Source organism: Mycobacterium sp. DL440, assembly GCF_011745145.1.
Classification (GTDB): domain Bacteria; phylum Actinomycetota; class Actinomycetes; order Mycobacteriales; family Mycobacteriaceae; genus Mycobacterium.
Genome location: NZ_CP050191.1, coordinates 2,143,457 through 2,169,558, shown reverse-complemented (window position 1 = coordinate 2,169,558; position 26,102 = coordinate 2,143,457). Strand labels below are relative to the sequence as shown.

General features: G+C 66.6%; 3 protein-coding genes (1 of these 3 cut by a window edge). All 3 read right to left on the bottom strand.

Translation table 11 applies throughout. From position 1 onward, the window contains the following. Tightly spaced (each overlapping or abutting the next), the 3 genes in view from HBE63_RS10480 to HBE63_RS10470 form a layout consistent with a single transcriptional unit that may run on beyond the window. Positions 1-1,397, bottom strand: partial view of a non-ribosomal peptide synthetase gene (locus tag HBE63_RS10480; protein WP_166904688.1) — the 5' portion only. Its footprint begins 6,784 nt before the window's first position; only the first 1,397 of its 8,181 coding nucleotides appear in the window; the start codon lies at positions 1,395-1,397; the stop codon falls past the left edge of the window. Then, complete coding sequence (locus tag HBE63_RS10475; protein WP_371814953.1) at positions 1,394-25,882, bottom strand: non-ribosomal peptide synthase/polyketide synthase; 24,489 nt, start codon at positions 25,880-25,882, stop codon at positions 1,394-1,396. The genes HBE63_RS10480 and HBE63_RS10475 overlap by 4 nt, the downstream gene beginning before the upstream one ends. Then, positions 25,872-26,102, bottom strand: coding sequence for an MbtH family protein (locus tag HBE63_RS10470; protein ID WP_166904687.1), 231 nt, complete (start codon positions 26,100-26,102; stop codon positions 25,872-25,874). Before HBE63_RS10470 ends, HBE63_RS10475 begins: the two co-directional genes overlap by 11 nt.

Sequence of the window (26,102 nt, the reverse complement as noted above, 5' to 3'; positions counted from 1 at the left end):
AAAGCGGTTAACGCGGCCTGGATCTCACCCAGCTCGATCCGATAGCCACGAATCTTGACCTGCTCGTCGGCGCGCCCCAGGTACTGCAGCTGCCCATCAGAGCCCCAGCGCACCAGATCCCCGGTGCGGTACATGCGTATTCCCGGTGCGGTCGCATTGCCGAACGGGCACGACACAAATCGCGTCGCCGTCAACGATGCCCGCCCCACATAGCCATAGCCCAAACCTGCACCGGCCACATACAACTCGCCCACCACACCGGCCGGCACCGGACGCAACCAGCCGTCGAGGATGAAGAACGCCAGATCGGCCAACGGCACGCCGATCGGCGAAACCGCGTTCTCCACATCGGCTGTGGTGATCTCACGAAACGTGGCGTGCACCGTCGTCTCGGTGATCCCGTACATGTTGATCAACCGCGGCAACTCGGGATGCTCAGCCAGCCACGGCCTCAGGCGCGACGGTTCCAGCGCCTCTCCACCGAACACCACCACCTCGAGCGCCAGCTGGTCCTCCAGCCGGGCGGTGTCCACCGCGGCCAGCGCGTAGAACGCCGACGGCGTCTGACTCAGCACACTGACCCGCTCAGCGACCAACAGCGTGTGGAACTCTTCGGCCGAACGTGTCACCGATTCGGGTACCACCACAAGCCGCCCACCATGGAGGAGCGCCCCGAAAATCTCCCACACCGAGAAGTCGAACGCCAACGAATGACTTTGTGCCCATACCTGGCCCGGCGACAACGCCACATCACGATCGATCGCATCCAACAGCCGTGTCACATTCCGATGCGGAATTGCCACACCCTTGGGCACGCCCGTCGTGCCCGAGGTGTAGATCAAGTACGCAACATCATCGCCGGCCGGCTCGATCAGCGGTGTGGTGGCGGGTTGGCTGGCCACCGCCGGATCGTCGACGTCGATTACCGTCAACCCGCGCCCGCTCAGCCGGTCCAGCAGATCAGCGGTACTGACCACCGCTATCGGCGCCGAATCGGCGAGGACGAATTCCAATCGCGCAGCAGGCACTGACGGGTCGATCGGCACATATGCCGCACCGGTTTTCAGCACACCGATGATCGCCACGATCGCCTCGATCGACCGCGAGAACAGCAGTGCCACTCGTTGTCCGGGCCCGATGCCCTGCTCGACAAGCAGATGCGCCAATCGATTCGCCGCCGCGTCCAGCGCGCCATAGGTGACGTGGTTTCCGTCGAAACTGACTGCCACCGCACCCGGATCACGAGTCACCTGCGCGGCGAACAGCAACGGAATGGACAGCGACGCCGCAACCGGCACATCTAGGGCTGCGCGGTTACCCCACTCATCCAGCTCTTCGAGCTCGTCGTCGTCGTCCAGATCCATTGACAACAATCGCCGGTTGGCATCGGCACTCACGATTGCTGTTCCTCCCCGGTCATGGCCTCCAGCACCCGCTGGAACCGCGCGACAACTTTGTTCACGCGTTTGGCGGTGAACACGTCGGTATCGAATTCGACACGCAAAACCAGTTCCGTCCCCGGCATGGCTTGCAGGGTCAGCGGATAGTGGTTGTATTCGCGGCCATTGACCTCGGTGATGGCCAGTCCGTCGGCCATCGATGCCGCCACGGTCTCCACCGGATAGTTCTGGTAGACGAACAGGGTGTCGAACAATTGATCGTGGCCGACAGCCCGGTGGATCTCACTGAGTGCCAGATGCTGATGGTCGAGGGTGTCGCTGTGACGGCGTTGCAGTTCGCCGAGCAGGTTGGCGATGGTCGTGTCCGGGGTGACGGCGGCCCGAACCGGCACGGTGTTGATGAGCAAGCCGACCATCGAATCCGCGCCTGCCACTTCTGCTGATCGTCCCGAGACGGCAACGCCGAACGCTACATCCTGCTGGCCGGTGAGCCACATGAGCACCTGCGCCCAGGCGGCTTGCAGCACGGTGTTGGCGGTGGTGTGCTGCGAGCGGGCGAGCTCGTTGACGGCACGGGTGATTCCGGCAGGCAACCGGAACGTCTCGGTGGCGCGTCGCCCCGGTCGGGTCCGGTTCGGGGCGACCAGGGTTGGGGTGGCGAAGTCAGCCAGGGCCTCCCGCCACGCGGCATGGGCAGCATCGACGTCCCGATCGGTCATCCATGTCACGAATCGGCGATATGGCGCAGCGGACGGCAGGCGCTGGCCGTAGTAACTGGCGAAAACCTCCTGCAGCAGGATCGGCAGTGACCAACCATCGAGCACAATGTGGTGATAGGTCATGACGAACCGGTGCTCGTTGTCGGCGATCCGGATCAGCGCCGCCCGGAACGCCGACTGGTGGGCCAGATCGCAGACCGCGGCACGTTCGCCGGCACACAACCGCTGCACATCTGTGTCCGTTGCCATCTCGACGTACTGCCACGGCACATCGGGGTCGGCAGGGATGATCTGGACCGGTTGGTCGAATCGTTTGTCGAACCGGGCCGCCAGGTTCGGGTGGCGGCCGACCACCGTGCGCACGGCCTCACGCAGCCGGTGCGCATCCAGTGGACCGGTGACGGTGATGTCGAGTTGCATGGCGTAGACATCGTCGTCATTGCCGTGAGTTGCGTTGGCCTGGAACAGGAGTCCCTGCTGCAGCGGGGTCAACGGCAGCACATCGGCAAGGTGGTGGTCCTGGCTCAACTCCTCGATCTCGGGCTGGGTGAGGCGGGCCGGAAGGACGTCGGACGGGGTCAGACCGCCGCCACCCTCGCGGACATGCGCGCAGATACCGGTGAGCGCTTCGAACCAGAGCTGGCTGAGCCGGCTGACCTGGGTCTCATCTAGAGCCGAGGGAGCCCAGGTCCACGACGCGTAAAGACTTGGGCCGGCATCAGTTTCGGCTGTGCTCGCGTTGAGCTCCACGGTGTGCCCAAGTGGCATCGGAATCGCCGCGGCGGTCGCGGCAAGCGCCGCCCCATCGACGCTGACCTGCCACAGCCCAGCCATGTCCGCCTGCTGCGCAGAGCCGGACGCGCCCAACCTGCCGAGGTAGTTGAATCCGATGGTCGGGTCAGCCCCGGACAGGTCGACGTCGGGGTTGAGGTAGCGAAGGAGTCCATAGGTCATTCCGTCGGGTAGGGCACGCAGTTGTTCCTTGGCGTCTTTGACCACCCGGCCGAGTGCCGGATCGCCGGCCATCACCGCAGACCAGCTCAGCCCGGCCCGACGCTGCCCGACGTCTGCCGCGACGCTCAATTTCACCGGGTACTTGGTGGTGAACCAGCCCACGGTGCGGGACAGGTCGACGGCCCGATCAGAAATTCCACCCAGTTCTGCCAGCTCCTCTTGCCGGCCGTGGCCCTCGACATCGATGGTCACCGGCAAGGTGATTCCCAGGAATTCGGTCAACGCCAGCCCATAGGCGATCAGCAGAATGTCTTGCACCCCGGCGTGGAACGCTGCCGGGACTTCGCCGAGCAGTGCGCGGGTCGTCTCGGCATCCAGTGAAGCGGTGAGGTGGCCGGCGGTGGCGTACGTGTCCAGTTCGGGCCGCACCGCCGGCAGCGGCGACGGGGACGCCAACGCTCGTCGCCAGCTGTCGGCCTGATCCACCGCGGCCGCGGAGCGCGCACGCTCACCGAGCAGTGCCGTCCACTGTGCGAATGAGGTACCCGTCGTCGGCAATGCGACGGCCTGTCCCTGGGAGTGCTGGGCCCAGGCGATGTTGAGGTCTTCGAGCAGAATTCGCCAGGACACCGCGTCGACTGCCAGGTGGTGAATGGTCAGCACCAGCTGGCCGGTGGATTCCACCCACAGGGCGCTCACCATCTCGCCGGTGGCCGGGTTCAGCCGGGACCGGGCGGCCAGCACCGCCGCGTCGGACAGCGCGTCCACCGACTGCAGATGTGCTCGTACCGAACCCTTCTCGGGCACCAGGAGTGACCAGTTACCGGCTTCGTCGTCCTCTGCTGATTTGCTCCTCGCGTGCGCAGTGGCACGCAGCCGCAGCATGGCATGCCGGTCCAGCAGGGCACTCAAGACCAACTCGACGTCGGACTCGGTGGCCCCCGGCGGGGCCTGGATCACGACTGTCTGGTTGAACTGGTCGGTCGCGCCGCCCGCGCGGTCCACCTCTTCCAGCCAGCGCATGATCGGGGTCGCCGCCACCGGACCGACACCCTCGTCAACGGGGCCGTCATCATCGCTGGTCACCCCGACCACGTGCGCCAGTCGGGCAACGGTCTGCTCGACGAAAATGTCACGCGGACGGCACATCACGCCGCACGCCCGGGCCTGGGCCACCACCTGCATGGACAGAATACTGTCGCCGCCAAGGTCGAAGAACGAGTCGTCGACCCCGACCCGCTCCAGGCCGAGAACCTGGGCATAGATGCCGACCAGGATCTCCTCGACAGGGGTCGCAGGTGCGCGGTACTGATCGGCGTCCTGATATTCCGGTGCCGGCAAGGCACGGGTGTCGAGTTTGCCGTTGACCGTCAACGGCAACGCATCCAGCACCACGATCGCGGCCGGGACCATGTACGGGGGCAGTCGGTCCGCCAACGCATTTCGCATCCCGGCCGGATCCACCGGCCCGGCTGTCCCTTCAGTGACATAGCCGACCAGGCGCTTGATACCCGGATGGTCCTCGCGGGCGATCACCACGGCCTGCCCCACGCCGTCCAACCCACCCAGTGCAGCCTGAACCTCGCCGAGTTCGATGCGGTGCCCGCGGATCTTGACCTGGTCATCGGCGCGACCGAGGTACTGCAGCTGCCCATCGGCACGCCAGCTCACGAGATCCCCGGTGCGGTACATGCGTGTCGCAGGCTCCCCCGGCTCACCGAACGGGCACGCCACGAACCGCGCTGCGGTCAAACCCGACCGGCCCAGGTAACCGCACGCCACTCCGTCGCCGGCGACATACAGCTCACCAACCACTCCGGGCGGCACCGGGCGCAGCCACTCGTCCAGGACGAACAGCGCCGACGTGGCGACGGGCGCCCCGATCGGTGCGGCGCCGGACCCGGGCAGAAGTGGCGCGCTCATCGAGGCGTACACGGTGATCTCGGTGGGTCCGTAGGCGTTGATCACCACCCGGCCGGGTGCCCAGCGATCAACCACCTCACCGGGGCAGGCCTCGCCGCCGAGCAACAACGCGACGGACTCCAGCCCCTGCGGCGACAGTGCCCCGGCGGCCGACGGAGTCTGGGTGAGCACGTTGACCTGCTCGCGGACCAGGAGGGCGTGGAAATCGTCGGGTGAGCTCACGACCGATTCGGGCACCACCACCAGGCGCGCGCCGCGCAACAACGCGGCCCAGATCTCCCACACCGAGAAGTCGAAGGCGTACGAGTGGCACTGCGTCCACACCTGGTTCGCGGGCAGATCCTCAGGCGTGGACCGTGCCAAGTGCGTCAAGTTGTCGTGGGTGACGGCAACTCCCTTGGGCAGACCGGTGGTGCCCGAGGTGTAGATCAGGTAGGCCAGATCGTCCGGGGCGGAGTCAGGTGCTAGGTCCGGAAGTGGCGTGACCGGTTGATCGGCCACCGCAGGATCGTGAATGTCGATGACCTGCAAGCGATGTCCGTCCAGCCGGTCAACGAGAGCAGCGGTGGTGACCGCGGCGACCGGCGCGGCGTCGGCCAACATGAACTCGACCCGGGCCGCGGGCAGCGCGGGGTCGATCGCCAGGTACGCCGCTCCGGCCTTCAGTGCCGCCAGCATCGCGACGATCGCATCCGCCGAGCGGTCCAATAGCAGGGCCACGCAGGTCCCGGGACCGGCACCGTACCCGATCATCCGGTGGGCCAACCGGTTTGCGGCCTCATCGAGTCCGCGGTACGTCAGCGACTGTCCATCGAAGGTCACCGCGACGGCCTCCGGGGCGCGGGCGACCTGTGCGGCGAACAGCGCGGGAACCGACACCGGTGCGCTGGTGGACCGGGCGAGGGCGGCCCGGTTGCCGATCACGTCGAGCCGAGCGTGTTCGACGGCATCGAGCAGGTCGAGCGAGGACAGACGCCGGTCGGTGTCGTTGGTCATCGCGACCAGCACCTGCTCGAACCGATTGATCAGCGTTTCGATGCTTGCCGCGTCGAACACATCGGTGCGGAACTCCACCGTTCCGCCGATGCCGGCGGGGGCGCCGGCCGGGGTCCGGCGTTCAGCCAGGGAGAAGCTCAAATCCATTCGCGCCGTGTGGGTGTCCGCCGGCATCTGGCTGACCTCGAGATCGCCGAGCCCAAGGCCGGAACCGGACGCGTTGCCGGCCTGCCCCGGGACGTTCTGCCACGACAGCGCCACCTGAACCAATGGATGATGCGTCAGCGACCGCGTCGGGTTGAGCCGATCGACGAGCACCTCGAACGGCACATCCTGGTGTTCGTAGGCGGCCAGGCTGCGGGCACGGACCTGGGCGAACAAATCGGCCACGGTGGGGTCGCCACTCAGGTCGGCCCGGAGCACCAGGGTGTTCACGAAGAACCCGATCAGCTCATCCAGCGCCGGGTCGCGGCGTCCGGCGATCGGGAAGCCGACTGCAACGTCGGAACTTCCACTGAGCTTGGACAGCACGGTCAGCAAGGCGGTCTGGATCACCATGAAGCTGGTCGCGTTGTGCTCCCGCGCCACCCGAGCCACCTGCTGCTGTAGTTCTGCGGACCAGTCCAGGGTGACGGTGGCACCGCGCTGATCGGCGGCAGGAGGGTAGGGCCGATCGGTGGGCAACGCCACGCGTTCAGGCATCCCGGCCAGAGCATGCTGCCAGTAGGCCAGCTGCGAGGCGATCCGGCTCTGACTGTCGGCGAGGTCGCCGAACTGCGCGCGCTGCCACAGCGTGTAATCGACATACTGGACTGCCAATTCAGCCCAGCCGGGGGCTTGTCCGGCGCTTCGGCCGGCGTAGGCCACCCCGAGATCCGCCACCAGTGGAGTGACCGACAAACCGTCGGCAGCGATGTGGTGCACGACTGCTGCCAGGACGTGTTCGTCATCGGCGAGGCGGAAGAGCCGGGCCCGCAACGGTATTTCGGCGGACAGGTCAAAGGTGTGACGGGCCGCTTCGCCGATGGCCGCGTGCAGCTGCTCCGCCGTCCAATCGGCGGCGTCGACAACATCCCAGCCGAACTGGGCGTGTTCGACGGACAGGACCGACTGCCGCGGAATTCCGTCGACGGCCGGGAACACGGTACGCAGGCTTTCGTGACGGGCCACCACATCGGCCAGCGCCACACCCAACGCCTCGGTATCCAGTGCGCCGCCGATCCGGAGCGCGGTCGCCATGTTGTAAACCGGTGACGGGCCCTGCAATTGGTCCAGGAACCACAGTCGCGACTGCGCGAACGACAGCGGAATCACCGCGGGCCGCTGAGCAGCCACCAGCGGATCCAGGCGTGCCGTTTCCCCTCCGATGCGGGGCGCCAGTTGTGCCACCGTGGGTGCCTCGAACAGCACCCGCACCGCAAGACCCGTGTCCAGGGCGGTGTTGACCGCGGCGACCAGACGCATCGCGGAAAGCGAATCTCCGCCGAGATCGAAGAACGAATCGTCGACCCCGACCCGCTCCACGCCGAGCACGCGGGCGTAGATCTCGGTCAGGATCTCCTCGGTGGGGGTCGCCGGGGCGCGGTAGTGGTCGATGTCCTGGTACTCGGGTGCCGGCAGGGCACGGGTGTTCAGTTTTCCGTTGGGGGTCAACGGCAACGCCGCCAATTGCACGACGGCAGCCGGAACCATGTAGGCCGGGAGCTGCTCGGCCAGCTGGGCGCGCAGCTTGGCCGGCTCCGCTGTTCCGGTCACGTAGCCCACCAGCCGCAAGGAGTCGGGGCGGTCCGTACGAGCGATCACCGCCGCCTGCTCGACACCGTCCAGCCCGGCCAGCACGGCCTGAACTTCGCCGAGCTCGATGCGATACCCGCGGATCTTGACCTGCTCATCGGCACGTCCCACGTAGCGCAACTGACCGTCGGCGTCCCAGAACACCAGGTCGCCGGTGCGATACATGCGGGTTCCTGGCGCCCCGAACGGGCAGGCCACAAAGCGCGAGCCGGTCAGATCGGCCCGGCCGACATACCCGAGACCCACGCCGCGGCCCGCCACGTACAACTCGCCGACCACGCCGGGCGGCACCCGGCGCAGCGATCCGTCCAGCGCGAACAGCGCCGCACCCGCTACCGGCGCACCGATCGACGGCGCCCCGGACCCGGGGCTCAAAGGCGTAGTCCTGGAGGCACATATCGTGGTCTCGGTCGGGCCGTAGGCGTTGACCATCACGCGGCCGGGTGCCCAACGGTCCACCACGTCGGCCGGGCAGGCCTCACCGGCCACCAACAACGTCACCCCACCCAGACGCTCGGGTGACAGCATCGCCACCGCCGTCGGAGTCTGGCTCAACACGTCGACCTGTTCGGCAACGAGCAGGATCTGCAGGTCCTCTGGTGAGCGAGCCACCGATTCGGGCACCACGACGAGCCGTCCACCGTGCAACAGCGCGCCCCAGATCTCCTCGACCGAGGCGTCGAAGGCGTAGGAATGCCACTGCGTCCATGTCCGCCCGGCCAGGAAGGTGTCCGGTGTCCCCAGCAGTTCGGTCACGTTGCGGTGGGTGATCGCCACGCCTTTGGGGACACCGGTGGTGCCCGAGGTGTAGATCAGATACGCGATATCGTCCGGGTTCGGCGCTGCGAGTTGGAGGCCGGCGAGCCCGTCGAGCTCGGGGTGTGCGGCATCGGCGGTATCACTGACATCGATGACCGGTACGTCGCATCCGGCCAGCCGGTCGGCCAGACCGGTGGTGATGATCGCGGCGGCCGGCGCTGCATCGGCGAGCATGAATTCGATCCGCGCATCGGGTTGAACCGGGTCGATCGGCAGATATGCCGCCCCGGTCTTGAGCACCGCCAGCATGGCCACCACCGCTTCAGCGGAGCGCTCGGCCAGCAACGCGACGCACGCCCCCGGGCCGACACCATGGGCAGTCAGCTTGTGGGTCAATCGGTTTGCGGCATCATCGAGTTCCAGATAGGTCATGCTGCGACCGTCGACGGTGATCGCCACCGCCTCGGGCGCACGGGCAACCTGCCCGGCGAACAGGGCCGGAATCGACACGGCGGCCCGGTCAAACTCGGGCGTCGTCAACACCGCTCGGTTACCCCAGCCGTCCAGGCGCGCATGCTCGGCCGCGTCGAGCAGATCGAGGGACGAGAGCCGCTGGGTGGGGTCCGCAGTCATCGCCGCCAACACACGCTGCCACCGCGCGATCAGCGTTTCGATACTGCCCGCGTCGAACACATCGGTGCGGAATTCCACCGCACCGCCGATCCCGGCGGGCGCACCGTCGGAGGTCCAACGCTCTCCGAGGGAGAAGGTCAGGTCCATGCGGGAGGTCTGGGTGTCCACCGGAAGCGGCGTCACCTGCAGATCGCCCAGGCTCAGCCCATCCGCCGGACCGGTGTCCTGCCAGGGAAGGTTCTGCCAGGCCAACGCCACCTGTACCACCGGGTGGTGGGTCAGGCTCCGGGTCGGATTGAGCCGCTCCACCAGAACTTCGAACGGCACGTCCTGGTGCTCGAAGGCGGCCAGGGTGCGCATCCGCACCTGGGCCAGCAACTCCGCCACCGTGGGATCCCCGTCCAGATCCACCCGTAGCACCAAATTGTTGACGAAGAAGCCCACCAGCTCATCAAGAGCTGCGTTACCGCGCCCGGCGATCGGGAAACCAACGGCCACATCTGAACTCGCGCCCAGCTTGGACAACAGTACGGCGAGCGCGGCCTGCATCACCATGAAGTTGGTCGCGCTGTACTCGCCGGCCACCTCGTTCACCCGCTGCTGCAACTCGACCGGCCAGTCCACCGCCACAGTGGACCCGCGCTGGTCGGCAACCGGCGGGTAGGGACGGTCGGTGGGAAGCGCCAGGTGTTCAGGGAGGCCCGCCAGCGCCTCTTCCCAGTAGTCCAACTGTGCGGCGATCGGACTGGCGGCGTCGTCGAGGTCACCGAGCTGCGCGCGCTGCCACAACGTGTAGTCGACGTACTGCACCGCCAGCGGCTCCCAATCGGGAGCCTCTCCCCTGCTCCGGCCCGCGTACGCCACGCTCAGATCACGCACCAGCGGGGTGAGCGACCAGCCGTCGGCGGCGATATGGTGCACCACCGCCACCAGCACGTGCTCATCCTCGGCGACGCGGAACAGCTTTGCCCGCAAGGGGATTTCGGCAGCGAGGTCGAAGCTGTACCGGACCGTGGCGCCGATGGCCTCTTCCAAGGCGCCCGCCGGCCATCCGCCGGCATCAACGACGTCCCAACCGAAGTCGACCGTGTCGACGGACGTCACCACCTGCCGAGGTGTTCCATCCGGCGCGTCGAACACCGTCCGCAGGCTCTCGTGGCGAGCCACCACATCGGCCAGCGCCGCACCCAACGCGTCGGCGTCGAGGCGCCCGTGCAGTTGCAGACCGACCGGCATGTTGTATACCGGGGACGGCCCCTGCAACTGGTCGACGAACCACAACCGGTTCTGGGCGAACGACAGTGGGATCACGTCGGGGCGTTCACCTGCCACCAGCGGCTCCAGCCGCCCTGCGCGTTCACCGACATACAACGCCAATTGGGCGACGGTAGGCGCTTCGAACACCGTGCGTACCGAAAGTTCCGTGCCCAGGCCGGCGTTGATCGCGGACACCAGGCGCATCGTCGAGACGGAATCGCCGCCCAGATCGAAGAAGGAGTCATCGGCACCCACTCGCTCCACGCCGAGGACACGGGCGAAGATTCCGGCCAGGATCTCCTCATCGGGGCCGGCCGGCGCGCGGTAATGACCGGCGTCCTGAAAGTCCGGGGCCGGCAGCGCCCGGGCATCGAGTTTGCCGTTCACCGTCACCGGCAGCGCGGCCAGGGCGACCACCGAGGCGGGAACCATGTAACCCGGCAGCCGTTCGGCCAGCGCGGCGCGCGCTTCGATCGGATCGGCGGTTCCGGTGATGTAGCCGACCAGCCGCTTGTCGCCCGGCTTGTCCTCGCGGGCGATCACCGCCGCCTGGTCCACTCCCTCGAGCGCGGCCAGCGCCGACTGGATCTCGCCGAGCTCGATGCGGTACCCGCGGATCTTGACCTGCTCATCGGCGCGGCCGAGGTAGTCCAGCTGCCCATCGGCGCGCCAGCGCACCAGATCACCGGTGCGGTACATGCGCGACCCGGGCTCTCCGAACGGACACGCCATGAAACGCGACGCGGTCAATCCCGTGCGACGCCAATACCCCACGCCGACACCGGCACCCGACAGATACAACTCGCCGACCACACCTGCGGGCACCGGGCGCAGCCACTCGTCCAGTACGAAGAATGCCGCCCAGGCCGTCGGAGATCCGATCGGCGGCGCCCCCGAACCCGTCTCCAATGGCGTGCTGGCGCACAACCACATCGTGGTCTCGGTGGGGCCGTAGACGTTGACCATCGCCCGCCCCGGCGCCCAGCGGTCCACCAACGCCGGCGGGCAGGGTTCGGCCCCGATCACCAGCGCTGTGCGTTCCAGGCCTTGCACCGGCAGCACACTCACCGCCGACGGGGTCTGCGTCAACACCGTGACCTGTTCACGGATCAACATGGCGTGGAAGTCCTCCGGTGACCGCGTCACCGAGTCGGGCACCACCACCAGCCGTCCGCCGTGCAGCAGCGCACCCCAGATCTCCCACACCGAGAAGTCGAACGCATACGAGTGGAACTGCGTCCACACCTGTCCCGGCTCCAGCGGCACGCCGATCTGCAGCGAGTCGAACAGCTGCGCCACGTTGCGCTGCGTGACCGCGACTCCCTTGGGCTGGCCGGTCGTGCCCGAGGTGTAGATGATGTGGGCCAGGTCGTCAGGAGCCGGCAGGGTCAATGCCGTGCTGGGCTGGGCCGCTACGGCGGGGTCGCTGATATTGCTGCCGTCGAAAACCATCAGTCCGTGCCCGTCGAACCGGTCGATCAGTTCTGCGGTGGTGACCGCGGCGATCGGGGCGGCGTCGGTCAGCATGAACTCGACCCGGGCCGTCGGCAGCGCCGGATCGATCGGCAGGTAGGCCGCGCCGGCCTTGAGCACCGCCAAGACCGACACGATCGCCTCTGCCGAACGGGGGAACATCAACGCCACCCGTTCGCCGGGGCCTACGCCCTGGCTGACGAGCAAGTGCGCCAACCGATTCGCGGCCTCGTCGAGTTCGCGGTAGGTCAGGGATCGGTCCCCGCAGACCACTGCCACCGTCTCCGGCGCACGTGCCACCTGCACGGCGAACAACTCCGGTACCGAGGCAGGCTGCGCCAGGTCGGACAGCACCGCGCGATTGCCCCACCGCGCCAGGCGCGCCCGCTCGGCGTCGTCGAGCAGGTCCAGCGCCGACAACTGGCGACCGGGAGCAGCGGTCATCGCCTCCAGGACCGCCTCTATCCGCTTGGTGAGGGCTTCGATGCCGGCCGGGTCGAAAACATCGGTGTCGTACTCGAGACGCAGCCGTAGTTCGTCGCCGGGTATCGCCTGCATCGTCAGCGGATAGTCGGTGGATTCGTGGCTGGTGAACTCGGTGATCTCCAGCCCGTCGTCCGCGCCGGACAAGGCGCTGGCGTCCACCGGGTAGTTCTCGAACACGAACAAGGTGTCGAACAGTCTGTCGTGGTCGGTGATGCGATGGATCTCGCTGAGCGAGAGATATTGGTGCTCAAGGGTTCTGGTCTGCGCGCGTTGCAGGCGATCGAGAAGATCGGTGGTGGTGGTCGCCGCGGTGATGTCTGCCCGCACCGGCACCGTGTTGATCAGCAGGCCCACCATCGATTCCGCGCCGGTCAGCTCGGCCGGCCGCCCCGAGACAACCGTACCGAAGGCGATGTCACGCTGGCCGGTAAGGGAATTCAGCAGCACCGCCCACGCACCCTGCAGCACGATGTTGACGGTGGTGTGGTGTGAGCGCGCCAGATCATTGAGCGCCCGGGTGGTCTGCTCCGACAACCGATGCGCCCGCACGCCACGACGCCCCAGCCCCGACTTCTGCGACGGGCCGACCAAGGTGGGGGTATCGAAGCCGGCCAGCACCTCACGCCAGGCCGCGTGCGCGGCGGCGACATCGCGATCGGCCAGCCACTCGATGAAACTGCGATACGGCACAGCCGGGGGCAGCCGAAGCCCTTGATAGCCGGCGAAGATCTCCTGCAGCAGGATCGGCAGCGACCAGCCGTCGAGCACGATGTGGTGATTGGTCAGCACCACCCGATGGCGGTGGTGTGCCGTGCGGATCACCGCCACCCGGAAGGCCGGCGGATGTGCAAGATCGCAGACCGCGGCGCGTTCCTCGGCACAGACCTGTTGGATCTGCTCCTCGGTTGCCGCCGTGCCCAATTCGACATACCGCCAACCGGCAGTGGGATCGGCCGGAATGATCTGTACCGGCTCATCGAACTGCTCGCAGAAGCGGGCCGCCAGGTGCGGATGGCGGTTGGCCACCGCCTGTACTGCATCGCGCAACCGGTGCTCGTTGAGCACGCCGGCGACGGTGATGTCCAGTTGTACGACATACAGATCGTCGTCGGGTCCCTCTGCGGTGCTGCTGTGAAAGACAAGTCCCTGCTGTAGTGCGGTCAGCGGCAGAATGTCCGCGATCCGGTACTGCCGGGCCAACTCGTCGATCTCGTGCTGGGTGAGCCTGGCAGGCGCGATATCCGACGGCGTCAATCCGCCACCGCCGTTTCGGACGTGCTCGCAAATACCGGCCAGGGCTTCCAACCAGAGTTGGCTGAGCCGGCCGATCTGAGCTTCGTCGACAACCGAGCGCGCCCAGGTCCAGTTGGCCTGCAGATGCGGGCCGGTATCGGTGTCGACGGTGCCGGCGTTGAGCGCCACGGTGTGCGTCAACGGCATCGGTATCACCGCGGCCGCGCCGGTCGCGGACAGGCCTTCGGCGCAGAGTTGCCACAGCCCATCGGTCGTGTCGGTGGAACCGCCGCCGAGGCGCCCCAGGTAGTTGAATCCCACTGTCGGGTCGGCCCCGTCGAGGTCAACCTCGGGATTCAGGTAGCGCAGTAACCCATAGGTCAGTGGGTCCGGCAGGGCCCGAAGCTGCTCTTTGGCGTCTTTGACCACGGCGCCCAACGCCGCGTCACCCGCGATCACCTGGGACCAGGACAACCCGCCGGCGAAGTTCAAAGCCACCGGATATTTGGTGGTGAACCACCCGACGGTGCGCGACAGGTCGATGTCAGCGGCGATGTCTTCGTGCCGCCCATGACCTTCGACATCGACGGCGATCGGCACGTCCGAGGCGCCCAATGTCCCTGAAAGTTCAGCCACCGCAAGCCCGAACGCGATCAACAAGATGTCGTGCACGCCGGCGTGGAACGCCGTCGAGACCTCACCGAGCAACATGCGGGTGGACTCGACGTCCAACGCCACGGGCAACTGCCCGGCGGTCTCATAGGTATCCGCCTCAGGGCGCACCGCCGGCAACACCGGAGGTGCTGCCGCCACCCGTCGCCACACCGAGGCCTGGGCCACAACGTCCGAATGGCCGGCGCAGATGTCCAGCAGTTCTGCCCACCGCGCGAAGGACGTTCCAGCCGGCGGCAGCGCTACGGGTTGTCCGCCGCGGTGCTGCGCCCACGCGATGTTGAGGTCTTCGAGGATGATTCGCCACGACACGCCGTCGACCGCGAGATGGTGAACCACCAACACCAGCTGAGTCGTCGAGGACACCCACAGCGCGCTGAGCATCACCCCGGCGGCCGGGTTCAATCGCGACCGCGCCGCCACCAGCTCGTCGTCCGTCAGTGCGTCCACTGATTGCAGGCATCCACGCGCGTCGACCGAACCCGGCTCGAGCGCAGTCAAAGACCATCTGCCGGCGCCGCCGTCCCCGGCACGCAGTCGCAACATGGCATGCCGGTCCAGCAGGGCCTGCAAAATGATGACGGCGTCGGCCTCGGTCACCCCATCAGGGGCCTGCACCAGCAGGGTCTGGTTGAACTGATCGACGGGGCCTTCGACGTCCTGCAGCCACCGAATGATCGGGGTGGCCGGTACCGGCCCGACACCTTCATCGACCGGACCATGCGATCCGGCGGCCGCTCCGGTTACCTGAGCCAACCGGGCCACCGTCTGCTCGACGAAGACATCACGCGGGCGGCACACCAGGCCGGCCGCCCGGGCCCGGGCAACCACCTGCATCGACAAGATGCTGTCGCCACCAAGGTCGAAGAACGAGTCGTCGACCCCGACCCGCTCCAGCCCGAGAACCTGGGCGTAGATGCCGGTCAGGACCTCTTCCACGGCGTCGGACGGGGCACGATAACGCTCGCCCTCACGGTAATCGGGAGCGGGAAGTGCACGGGTGTCGAGTTTTCCGTTCACCGTCAACGGGAGTGCATCCAGCACCACCACCGCGACGGGCACCATGTAGGCCGGCAGCCGTTCGGCCAGTTCTGCTCGGCCCCTTGCCGGATCGGCGGTGCCGGTGATGTAGCCGACGAGACGCTTGTCACCGGGACGGTCCTCGCGGGCGACCACGACTGCCTGCTCCACGCCGTCGAGTCCGGCCAAAGCCGCCTGGACTTCACCGAGCTCGATGCGGTAGCCACGGATCTTGACCTGCTCGTCGGCGCGGCCCAGGTATTCCAGCTGACCATCGGGCCGCCAGCACACCAGGTCTCCGGTGCGATACATGCGGGTTCCAAAGCCGCCGAACGGACAGGCGACAAACCGTGAGGCGGTCAACCCGTTTCGGCCGACATAGCCATATCCGAGGCCCACGCCCGCGACGTACAGCTCACCGACGACACCGGCCGGCACCGGACGCAACGACTCGTCGAGCACGAACAACGCGGCTCCGGGAACCGGCGAGCCGATCGGCACTCCGCGGCCAGGTTCGAGAGGCGCACTGATCGCCACGCACATCGTGGTCTCGGTGGGACCGTAGGCATTGATCATCACCCGCCCGGGAGCCCACTGCTGCACCACCTCGGGTGGGCAGGCTTCACCGACCACGACCAGCGCCGCCGACTCCAAGCCCTCGGTCGGCAACACCCGTACCGCCGAGGGTGTTTGGGTGAGAACGTCGACGTGTTCACGAACGAGCAAGGCGTGGAAGTCTTCCGGGGAGACCGTGATCTCCTCGGGCACCACCACCACCCGTCCACCACGAAGCAACGCGCCGAAAATCTCCCATACCGAGACATCGAAGGCCAACGAATGGCACTGCGGCCACACGCCGGGGTACGGCAACCCGGCATCGAGCGTCCCGAGTAGTTGCGTCACGTTGTGGTGGGTGATGGCAACGCCCTTGGGCACCCCTGTGGTGCCTGAGGTGTAGATCAGGTACGCGATGTCGTCTGCGCCCGGCATCGACGGTGCGCTGCTCGACTGATTGCCGGTCGCCGGCTGATGGGTCGCGCCGGCGTCGATGACCGCCATGCCACGCCCCTGCAACCGGTCGACCAGATCGGCGGTGGTGACCGCGGCCACCGGCGAGGCGTCGTCCAGCACGAAATCCAGCCGCGTATCGGGCACCGACGGATCGATCGGCAGATACGCCGCACCGGTTTTGAGGATCGCCAGGATCGCCACAATCGCCTCGGCGGACCGGCTGAACAGCAGCGCGACACACCGGCCGGGCGCGGCACCCTGACCGATCAGCAAGTGCGCCAACCGGTTCGCGGATTCATCGAGTTCCCGGTAGGTCCACGAACGTGCACCACAGGTGACCGCCACCGTTTCGGGCGTACGCGCCACGTGCTCGGCGAACAACGCGGGAATCGACACGGCCCTGGACGCCAGACGGTTCAGCGTCGCCTGATTGCCGATCGCCGCCAGGCGTGCGCGCTCATCGTTGTCGAGCAGGTCCACCGCCGACAGCCGCACCGTCGGGTCAGCAGTCATGGCCGTCAGCACCCGCTGCAGCCGGGCGATCAGTGTTTCGATGGTTTCGGCGTCGAACACATCGGTCCGGAATTCCACCGTGCCGCCGATGCCGGCAGGCTCACCCGCCGCGGTCCGGCGTTCAGCCAGCGAGAAATTCAAATCCATTCGGGCGGTGTGGGTATCCACCGGCATCCGGGTGACCTGTAAATCACCCAACGTCATTCCGGCAGTTGAATCGATGATGTCGTGCCCGCCGAGGTTCTGCCATGCCAGCGCCACCTGGATCAACGGGTGGTGCGCCAGGGACCGAGTCGGGTTCAGTTGCTCGACGAGCACCTCGAACGGCACATCCTGGTGGTCGAACGCGGCCAGGCTTCGTGCGCGCACCTGAGCCAGGACCTCAGTGACAGTCGGGTCCCCGGCCAGGTCGACCCGCAGCACCAAGGTGTTGACGAAGAAGCCGACCAGTTCATCCAGCGCGGGATCACGGCGACCGGCAATCGGGAAACCCACCGCGACATCGGAACTCGCGCTGAGCTTGGAAATCAGGGTCAGCAACGCCGCCTGAACAACCATGAAGGCGGTCGCGTTGTGCTCACGCGCCACCCGGGCCACCTGCTGTTGCAACTCGGCCGGCCAGTCGACCCTGATCGTGGCACCACGCTGATCGGTCATCAGCGGGTACGGCCGATCGGTCGGAAGGTCGATGCGCTCGGGCATGCCCGCCAACGCGTCCCGCCAGTACGTCAATTGGGTGGCGATACGGCTCTGGGAGTCATCGAGGTCACCGAACTGCGCGCGCTGCCACAACGTGTAATCGGCGTACTGCACCGCCAGCGGCACCCAGTCGGGGGCCTGCCCCGCGCACCGGCTGGCGTAAGCCACCCCCAGATCGGCTACCAGCGGGGTCATCGACCAGCCGTCAGCGGCGATGTGGTGGATCACCGCCGCCAGCACGTGCTCGCCCTGGGCCAGGCGGAACAGCCTCGCCCGCAAGGGAATCTCGGTGGAGAGGTCGAAGGTATGACGCGATGCGCCGTCGATGGCCGCCTGCAGTCGCGACGGCGCCCAGTCGGTGGCATCGACGACGTCCCAGGCGATTGCCTCACGTCCCGTAGCGATCACCACCTGGCGGGGAAGGCCTTCGGGCGCGGCGAACAGCGTGCGCAAGCTCTCGTGACGGGCCACCACATCGGCCAGCGCCGCATGCAACGCGTCGACATCCAGTTCACCGCTGATCCGGAAAGCGGCCGTCATGTTGTAAACCGGTGACGGTCCCTGCAATTGGTCCAGGAACCACAACCGTGACTGGGCAAAGGACAGCGGAACCACAGCGGGCCGCTCACCGGCCACCAACGGCTCCAACTGAGCCTCTTCCCCACCGATACGGGAGGCCAGCTCGGCGACCGTGGGTGCGTCGAACAACGAGCGCACCGCAATGCCGGCATTCAGCGATTTGTTGATCGCCGCGACCAGGCGCATCGCGGACAACGAATCCCCACCCAGATCGAAGAACGAATCGTCGACGCCCACCCGGTGCAGGCCCAGGATACGGGAATAGACGTCGGCCAGGATCTCTTCAACCGGGTTGGACGGTGCCCGATAGTGATCGGAGTCGACGTAGTCCGGCGCCGGTAGAGCACGTCTGTCGAGTTTTCCGTTGACCGTCAGAGGCACGGTATCGATCGCCACTACCGCGGACGGGACCATGTAGCTCGGGAGCCGCTCGGCCACCTGGGCGCGGATCTGGACCGGATCGGCGGTGCCGGTGATGTAGCCGACGAGACGTACGGGGACGCCGTCGTCCTCGCGCGCGATCACGACGGCTTGAGTCACCCCGTCGAGAGCTGCCAGGGCGGCCTGCACTTCACCGAGTTCGATGCGGTACCCGCGGATCTTGACCTGCTCGTCGGCACGCCCGAGGTATTGCACTTCACCGTCGTCGCCCCACCGCACAAGATCGCCGGTGCGATACATGCGGGATCCCGGCGCCCCGAACGGGCACGCCACAAAGCGCGACGACGTCAAACCGGCCCGACGCCAATAGCCAACGCCCACACCGCGGCCCGCGATGTACAGCTCGCCGACCACCCCGGGCGGCACCGGGCGCAACCAGGCGTCCAAGATGAACAACGCTCCCCCGGCCACCGGACGGCCGATCGGCACCACCGGCCCCGGCGCGAGCGGTGCACTGATCGACGCGTACACCGTGGCCTCGGTGGGGCCGTACGCGTTGATCATCACTCGACCAGGTGCCCAGCGGTCTACCAGTTCAGGCGGACAGGCCTCGCCGGCCACCACCAATGCCGCCGATTCCAGCCCCTGCGGCGAGATCATGCCCGCCGCCGAAGGCGTCTGACTCAGCACTGTGACCCGTTCGGCGACCAGCAGCTGATGGAAGGCTTCGGGTGATTCGGCCACCGGTTCGGGCACCACCAGCAAGCGCGCACCGTGCAGCAGCGCACCGAAGATCTCCCACACCGAGACGTCGAAGCTGTACGAGTGCCACTGCGTCCACACCTGGTCGGGTCCCGACGACACGTTGGCGTCGAGCGATCCGAACAGCCCGGGCACGTTGCGATGCGGGATGGCAACGCCTTTCGGAACACCGGTCGTACCCGACGTGTAGATGATGTAGGCGATGTCATCGGAGCTCGGGCCCGACGGCGCGGTGCTGGGCTGGGCATCCACGGCCGGGTCGTTGACATCGATGACGGGAAGGCCACACCCGTCCAGGCGTGACCGCCGGTCGGAGTTGGTGACCGCGACGACCGGCGCGGCGTCGGCCACCATGAACTCGATGCGTGCGAGCGGCAGGGCAGGGTCCACCGGGACATAGGCCGCACCGGTTTTCAGCACTGCCAGAATCGCCACGATGGCCTCAGCCGACCGGGAGAAGAGCAGCGCCACAACTTCACCCGGGCCGGCGCCGCGACCGGACAACAGGTGCGCGAGCCGGTTGGCTGCCGCATCGAGTTCCCGGTACGTCATCGACCGGCCGTCGAAAGTCACTGCCACCGCGTCGGGGGTGCGCGCGACCTGCGCGGCGAACAACGTCGGGATCGACATCGAGGCCGACGTTTGAGCCGGAGCGGTCAGTGCCGCCAGGTTGCTCCACTCGTCCAGGCGGGTGTGCGCAGCCTCACCGAGCAGATCGACCGACGACAACGGCCGGCCTGGATCCGCGGTCATAAAGGCCAGAACGGTCTTCAGCCGCTCCATCAGGTCGTCGATGGTGCCGAGGTCGAAAACATCGGTGTCATATTCGACGCGGAGCTGCATTTCCCGGCCGGGCAGTGCTTGCACCGCAAGCGGGTAGTGGTTGGACTCGCGGAAATCGAATTCGGTGATGCTCAGGCCGTCGACGCCCAGCGACGCGGTCGTGTCGATCGGATAGTTCTCGAAAACCAGGAGGGTGTCGAACAGCCTGTCCTGGCCGGTGAGACGGTGAATTTCGCTGAGCGCCACGTGCTGGTGCTCGAGCGTGTCGACATGCGCGCTTTGCAGTTGACGCAACAAGTCCGCGGTGGTGGTTGCCGGTGTGAAGGTGGCGCGCACCGGCACCGTGTTGATCAGCAGTCCCACCATCGAATCCACGCCGACGACCTCGGCCGGGCGTCCCGAGACGGTCGTGCCGAATGCGACGTCATTCTGGCCGGTCAGCGAGCTGAGCAACAACGCCCAGGCGCCCTGCAACACGACGTTGGCGGTGGTGTGCTGCGAGCGGGCTAGGTCGCCGAGTGCCCGGGTGATGCCTTCGGGCAGCCGGAATGACTCAATGCCTCGCTGCCCCAGTGCCTCTCGTCCCGGCGGGCCGACCAGCGTCGGAGTGTCAAAGCCGGACAACATCTCACGCCACGCCGCACGGGCGCCCGCGGTATCCCTTTCACCAAGCCAGGTGACAAACCGGCGATACGGCGCGGGTGCGGGCAGTCGCTGTCCACTGACGCTTGCGAAGATCTCCTGCAGCATGATCGGCATCGACCAGCCGTCGAGGACGATGTGGTGAGTGGTCAGGACGAACCGGTGCCGGCCGTCCGCACCGCGAATGAGGGCGGCACGAAACGGAGAATCATTCCGGAGGTCACACACCGCGGCACGTTCGGCGGCACAAATCCCCTGGACCTGTTCGTCAACTTCACTGCCCTTGGCGTCCAATTCGATATACCGCCAGGGCACCGCCGGATCAGCGAGAATGACCTGGACCGGTTGCTCGAACTGTTCGCAGAATCGGGCCGCCAGATGCGGATGCCGCGCGACCACAGTGTGCACCGCGTCGTACAGGCGGTGCTGATCGAGCGGGCCGCTCAGCGCGATGTCGAGCTGCATCGCATAGACGTCGTCTGAGCCTTGTGCGGTGCTGGCGTGGAACAGCAGTCCCTGCTGCAAGGGTGTCAGCGGCAGCACATCGGCGATCCGGTACTGCTCGCTCAGCTCGTCAATCTGCGGCTGGCTCAGCTCGGCGGGGGCGATATCCGACGGGGTCAACCCGCCGCCACCGCGTCGCACGTGCTCGCAGATACCGGCCAGCGCCTCGAACCACAATTCGCCCAATCGACTGACCAGCTCGTCATCGAGCGCCGAGAGCGCCCAGGTCCAGTCGGCGTTCAGCTGTACCCCGGTGTCCGTGTCGACGGTGGCTGCGTTGAGTTCCACGGTATGTCCGAGTGACGTGGGCACCGCCCCCGCGGCGCGGGTCAACGACAAGCCGTCGGGGCGGATCCGCCAGGCATCACCGGACGGATCGCCCGCGGCCCCACCCAAGCGGCCAAGGTAGTTGAACGCGACTACCGGGTCGGGTCCGGCCAGATCCGTATCGGGGTTCAGATAACGCAGCAGGCCGTAGGTCAGCCCTTCAGGCAGGGCGCGAAGCTGTTCTTTGGCTTCTTTGACCACCGCGCCGAGCGGTGCACCACCGGACACCACCTGGGCCCACGACAATCCGCCGCCACGGCCGCCGAAGCTCAACGACACCGGATATTTGGTGGTGAACCATCCGACCGCGCGGGACAGGTCGATATCCCGAGCGGGAATTCCACCGAGACCTGCCATCGCCTCCTGGCGACCGTGACCCTCGACATCGATGGCGATCGGCGCGGCGCCGGCGCGCGAGAATTCGGCCACCGCCAACCCGAACGCGATCAACAGGATGTCGTGCACCCCAGCGTGAAACGCTGCGGGCACTGCACCGAGCAACATGTGAGTGGTCTCGGCGTCCAGCGCCATCGACAGCTGCCCGGCGGTCGCGTAAGTATCAACCGCAGGTAGCGGTGCGGGCAACGTTGCGCGTGTGGCGGCAATCTGCCGCCACGCCTGCGCTTGCTCCAGAACTTGCGGGTGCTGCGCGGCATGAGACAGAAGGTCGGACCACCGGGCGAACGACGTACCCGCCTCCGGCAGTGACGGAGGCCGCCCGCCGCGGTGCTGGGCCCAGGCGATGTTGAGATCCTCCAACATAATTCGCCAGGACACCCCGTCGACTGCCAGATGGTGAACGATCAACACCAGCTGACCCGTCGAGGTCACCCAGAGTGCGCGCAACATCGCACCGGCGGACGGGTTCAAGGCCGTCCTCGCCGCCAGCAGTGACTCGTCCGACAGCACATCCACCGTGCGCAGGCAGCCAGCGGCGTCGACCGAACCCGCCTCGGGCACCGTCAGCGACCATCCGCCGGAGGCTGCAGAGGATTTGCTCCTCACGTCCGCGGCGTCCCTGGCATGCAATCGGAGCATGCCGTGCCGATCGAGCAAGGCCTGCAACAGGATTACGACGTCAGCTTCGGTGACGCCCGCGGGGGCCTGCAGCAGCACCGTCTGGTTGAACTCGTCGATCGATCCGCCGGTACGTTCCAGGCCCTTCAGCCAGCGCATGATCGGGGTCGCTGACACGGGCCCGAGACCCTCGTCGGCCGGCCCGTCCGCCATGCCGGACGTCCCGACCACCTGAGCCAGGCGGGCCACGGTCTGCTGGACGAAAATGTCTCGCGGTCGACACACCAGACCTGCTGCCCGGGCGCGTGAGGCCACCTGCATCGACAAGATGCTGTCCCCGCCCATCTCGAAGAACGACGCGTCGACACCGACGCGTTCGAGTCCGAGGATCTGGGCGTAGATGCCGGCCAGGATCTCTTCAACGGGAGTCGACGGGGCCCGATAGTCATCGATGTGTTGGTATTCCGGTGCGGGCAAGGCTTTCTTGTCGAGCTTGCCGTTGACGGTCAACGGGAAGGCGTCCAGGGCGACCACCGCGGTGGGCACCATGTAGGACGGCAGCATCTCCCCCAGCGCGGTCCGCGCCGCGAACGGATCGGCAGTCCCAACGATGTAGCCGACCAACCGTTTGTCCCCGGGACGGTCCTCCCGGGCGATCACGACGGCCTGCTCGACATCATCCAAAGCGGTTAACGCGGCCTCGATCTCACCCAGCTCGATCCGATAGCCACGAATCTTGACCTGCTCATCGGCACGCCCCAGGTATTGGAGCTCCCCGTCCGCATGCCAACAGACCAGATCCCCGGTCCGATACATCCGCGTGCCCGGTGAACCGAAGGGGCACGCCACGAATCGCGTCGAGGTCAACGGTGCCCGCCCCACATAGCCATAGCCCAAACCCGCACCGGCCACATACAACTCGCCCACCACGCCGGCCGGCACCGGACGCATCCAGTCATCGAGGACGAACAACGCCAGATCGGCCAACGGCACGCCGATCGGACTCGCGATGCCGTCGGCATCGGCGGCGGTGATCTCACGGAACGTGGCATGCACCGTCGTCTCGGTGATCCCGTACATGTTGATCAACCGCGGCAACCGCGGATGTTCGGCCAGCCACGGCCTCAGGCGGGCCGGTTCCAGCGCCTCTCCACCGAACACCACCACCTCGAGTGCCAGCCGGTTCTCCGGCCGGGCGGTGTCCACCGCGGCCAGCGCGTAGAACGCCGACGGTGTCTGACTCAACACACTGACGTGTTGGTCGACGAGTAAGGCGTGCAATTCTTCAGGAGAACGGGTCACCGATTCGGGCACCACCACCAGCCGCCCACCATGGAGCAGCGCCCCGAAAATCTCCCACACCGAGAAGTCGAACGCCAACGAATGGAACTGCGTCCACACCTGACCCGCCGACAACGCCACATCACCGTCGATCGCATCCAACAGCCGCGTCACATTCCGATGCGGAATCGCCACACCCTTGGGCACACCCGTCGTGCCCGAGGTGTAGATCAGATACGCGATGTCGTCAGGCGCGGGTACCACCGACAGCGGAGTACTCGGTTGGCCGTACACCGCACGGTCGTGAACGTCGATCACCGTCAACGGACGTCCGTCGAGCCGATCCGCCAGCTCGGCGGTGGTCACGACGACGACCAGGCGGGCATCGGCCAGCACGAATTCCAGACGAGCATCGGGCACTGACGGGTCGATCGGCACATACGCCGCACCCGTTTTCAGCACACCCAAGATCGCCACGATCGCCTCAACGGACCGTGGAAACAGCAACGCCACCCGCTGACCCGGACCGACACCCTGCTCGACAAGCAAGTGCGCCAACCGATTCGCAGCATGATCAAGACCGCGATACGACATCGAACTATCGCCGAAACTGACCGCCACCGCGTCAGGATCGCGAGCCACCTGCGCGGCGAACAACACCGGAATCGACAGTGCCGGCAGGACCGGCACATCCAGGGCAGCCCGATTACCCCACCCGTCAAGCTCTTCGAGCTCATCCCGGATGTCGATCGTCGAAATCGTCCGTCCCGAGTCGGCCGTCATCGCTCTCAGCACCCGTTCGAAACGATCCGCGATATCGCGGGCATCACGGCCGGCGAACAGCTGCCCTACGCCCGTCATGCTGAGAAGGAGGTCTTCACCCTCCTGGAGGAACACCAGACCGAACTGATCCACCAGGCCGGTGTGGGTCACCGTCCCCGACCCGAAAGCACTACCGAAATAGGCCACCGGGATAGTCGGGATGAAATTGATGGCGGCCCGGGTCGACGGCTGTCCTGTCCCTTGGAATCGCGCCTTGTTCTCGATCGCGCGGAGCGGGAATCGCTGATGGCGCATCGCTTCCTGGATCCGCGTGTCGACGTGCTTGCAGAACTCGGCGACTGTGGACCCCGGTGACGTTGTCAAAACCAGTGGCACAACTCCGGAAACCATCCCGGCCATCAGCATGACTTCGGGACGCACCCGTCGACTCACCGGAAAGTCGAGTACAACCTCGGATCCCCCGGTCTCGCCATGTACCAGCAGTCCGTACGCCGCGGCGATTACCGACGCCCGGCGCACCCCGAGAGCTTTCGACAGCTCGCGCGCCCTGCCGACGGCGAAACGATCCAATCGGATTGGCGCAGAAGGCTCGTATTCATCGACCGGGTTTGCGACTCCGGAGGCCGGTCCGGGGCGAGGCTCAGCTTCAGGCGGTACATTCTTGGACCAATAAGCCTGATCATCGAGGTAATCGTCGGTAGCCTCGTATTCGGACTCGCAATCGATGAGGCTCTGCAGTGGCCCGAAGATTGTGGGCGGTATCGGCTCGCCGGCATCGATTGCTGTATAAGCAGCGGCAATCTGGTGAATGACGAGACCCATGCCGAGGCCGTCGATCGCGATGTGGTGGCAGCACACAAAAAAGTAGAACTCGTCGGCCCGCGTCTGCATCAACGCGAACTTGAACAGCGGACCGTCAAGCGGCATCGGCGTTCGCCGGATCGCTGAAACCATCCGATAGGCGTCCCCTACCGGGTCTGTCGAGCCCATCAGGTCACGGCGCACAAGCTCGACATCGTGGTCGACGACCGTCTGGAAAACCTGGCCGTCTACCTCCGAAAACGTAGCTCTGAGGGGTTCAGCCTCACGGACCACGTGACGAATCGCCCGTTCGAGCACGTCATGGTCGATGGCGCCGTCGAGCCGCGCAAGCATGCCGAGCTGCCACTTGACGCCAGCGCGCCCAGACTCCTCGGAAAGCCAGATGTCCAGCTGGCCTCGCGTGAGCGGAAGTGCCCCACGATCACTTCCAGAAGTTCCAGCCGGCGACTTACTGATCAACAGTCCGACCCTGTGCCAACCTCTCGCGGAGACTCTTCGGCCGGATGTCAGCCCAGTGTTGCTCGATGTACTCCAGGCACGAGGCGCGATCCGCCTCGCCGTAAACCACGCGCCAGCCGGCCGGAACATCTGCAAAGGCCGGCCACAAGCTGTGTTGCTCCTCGTCGTTGATCAGGACGAAAAAACTGCCGTTGTCGTCGTCGAATGGATTGATGCTCAC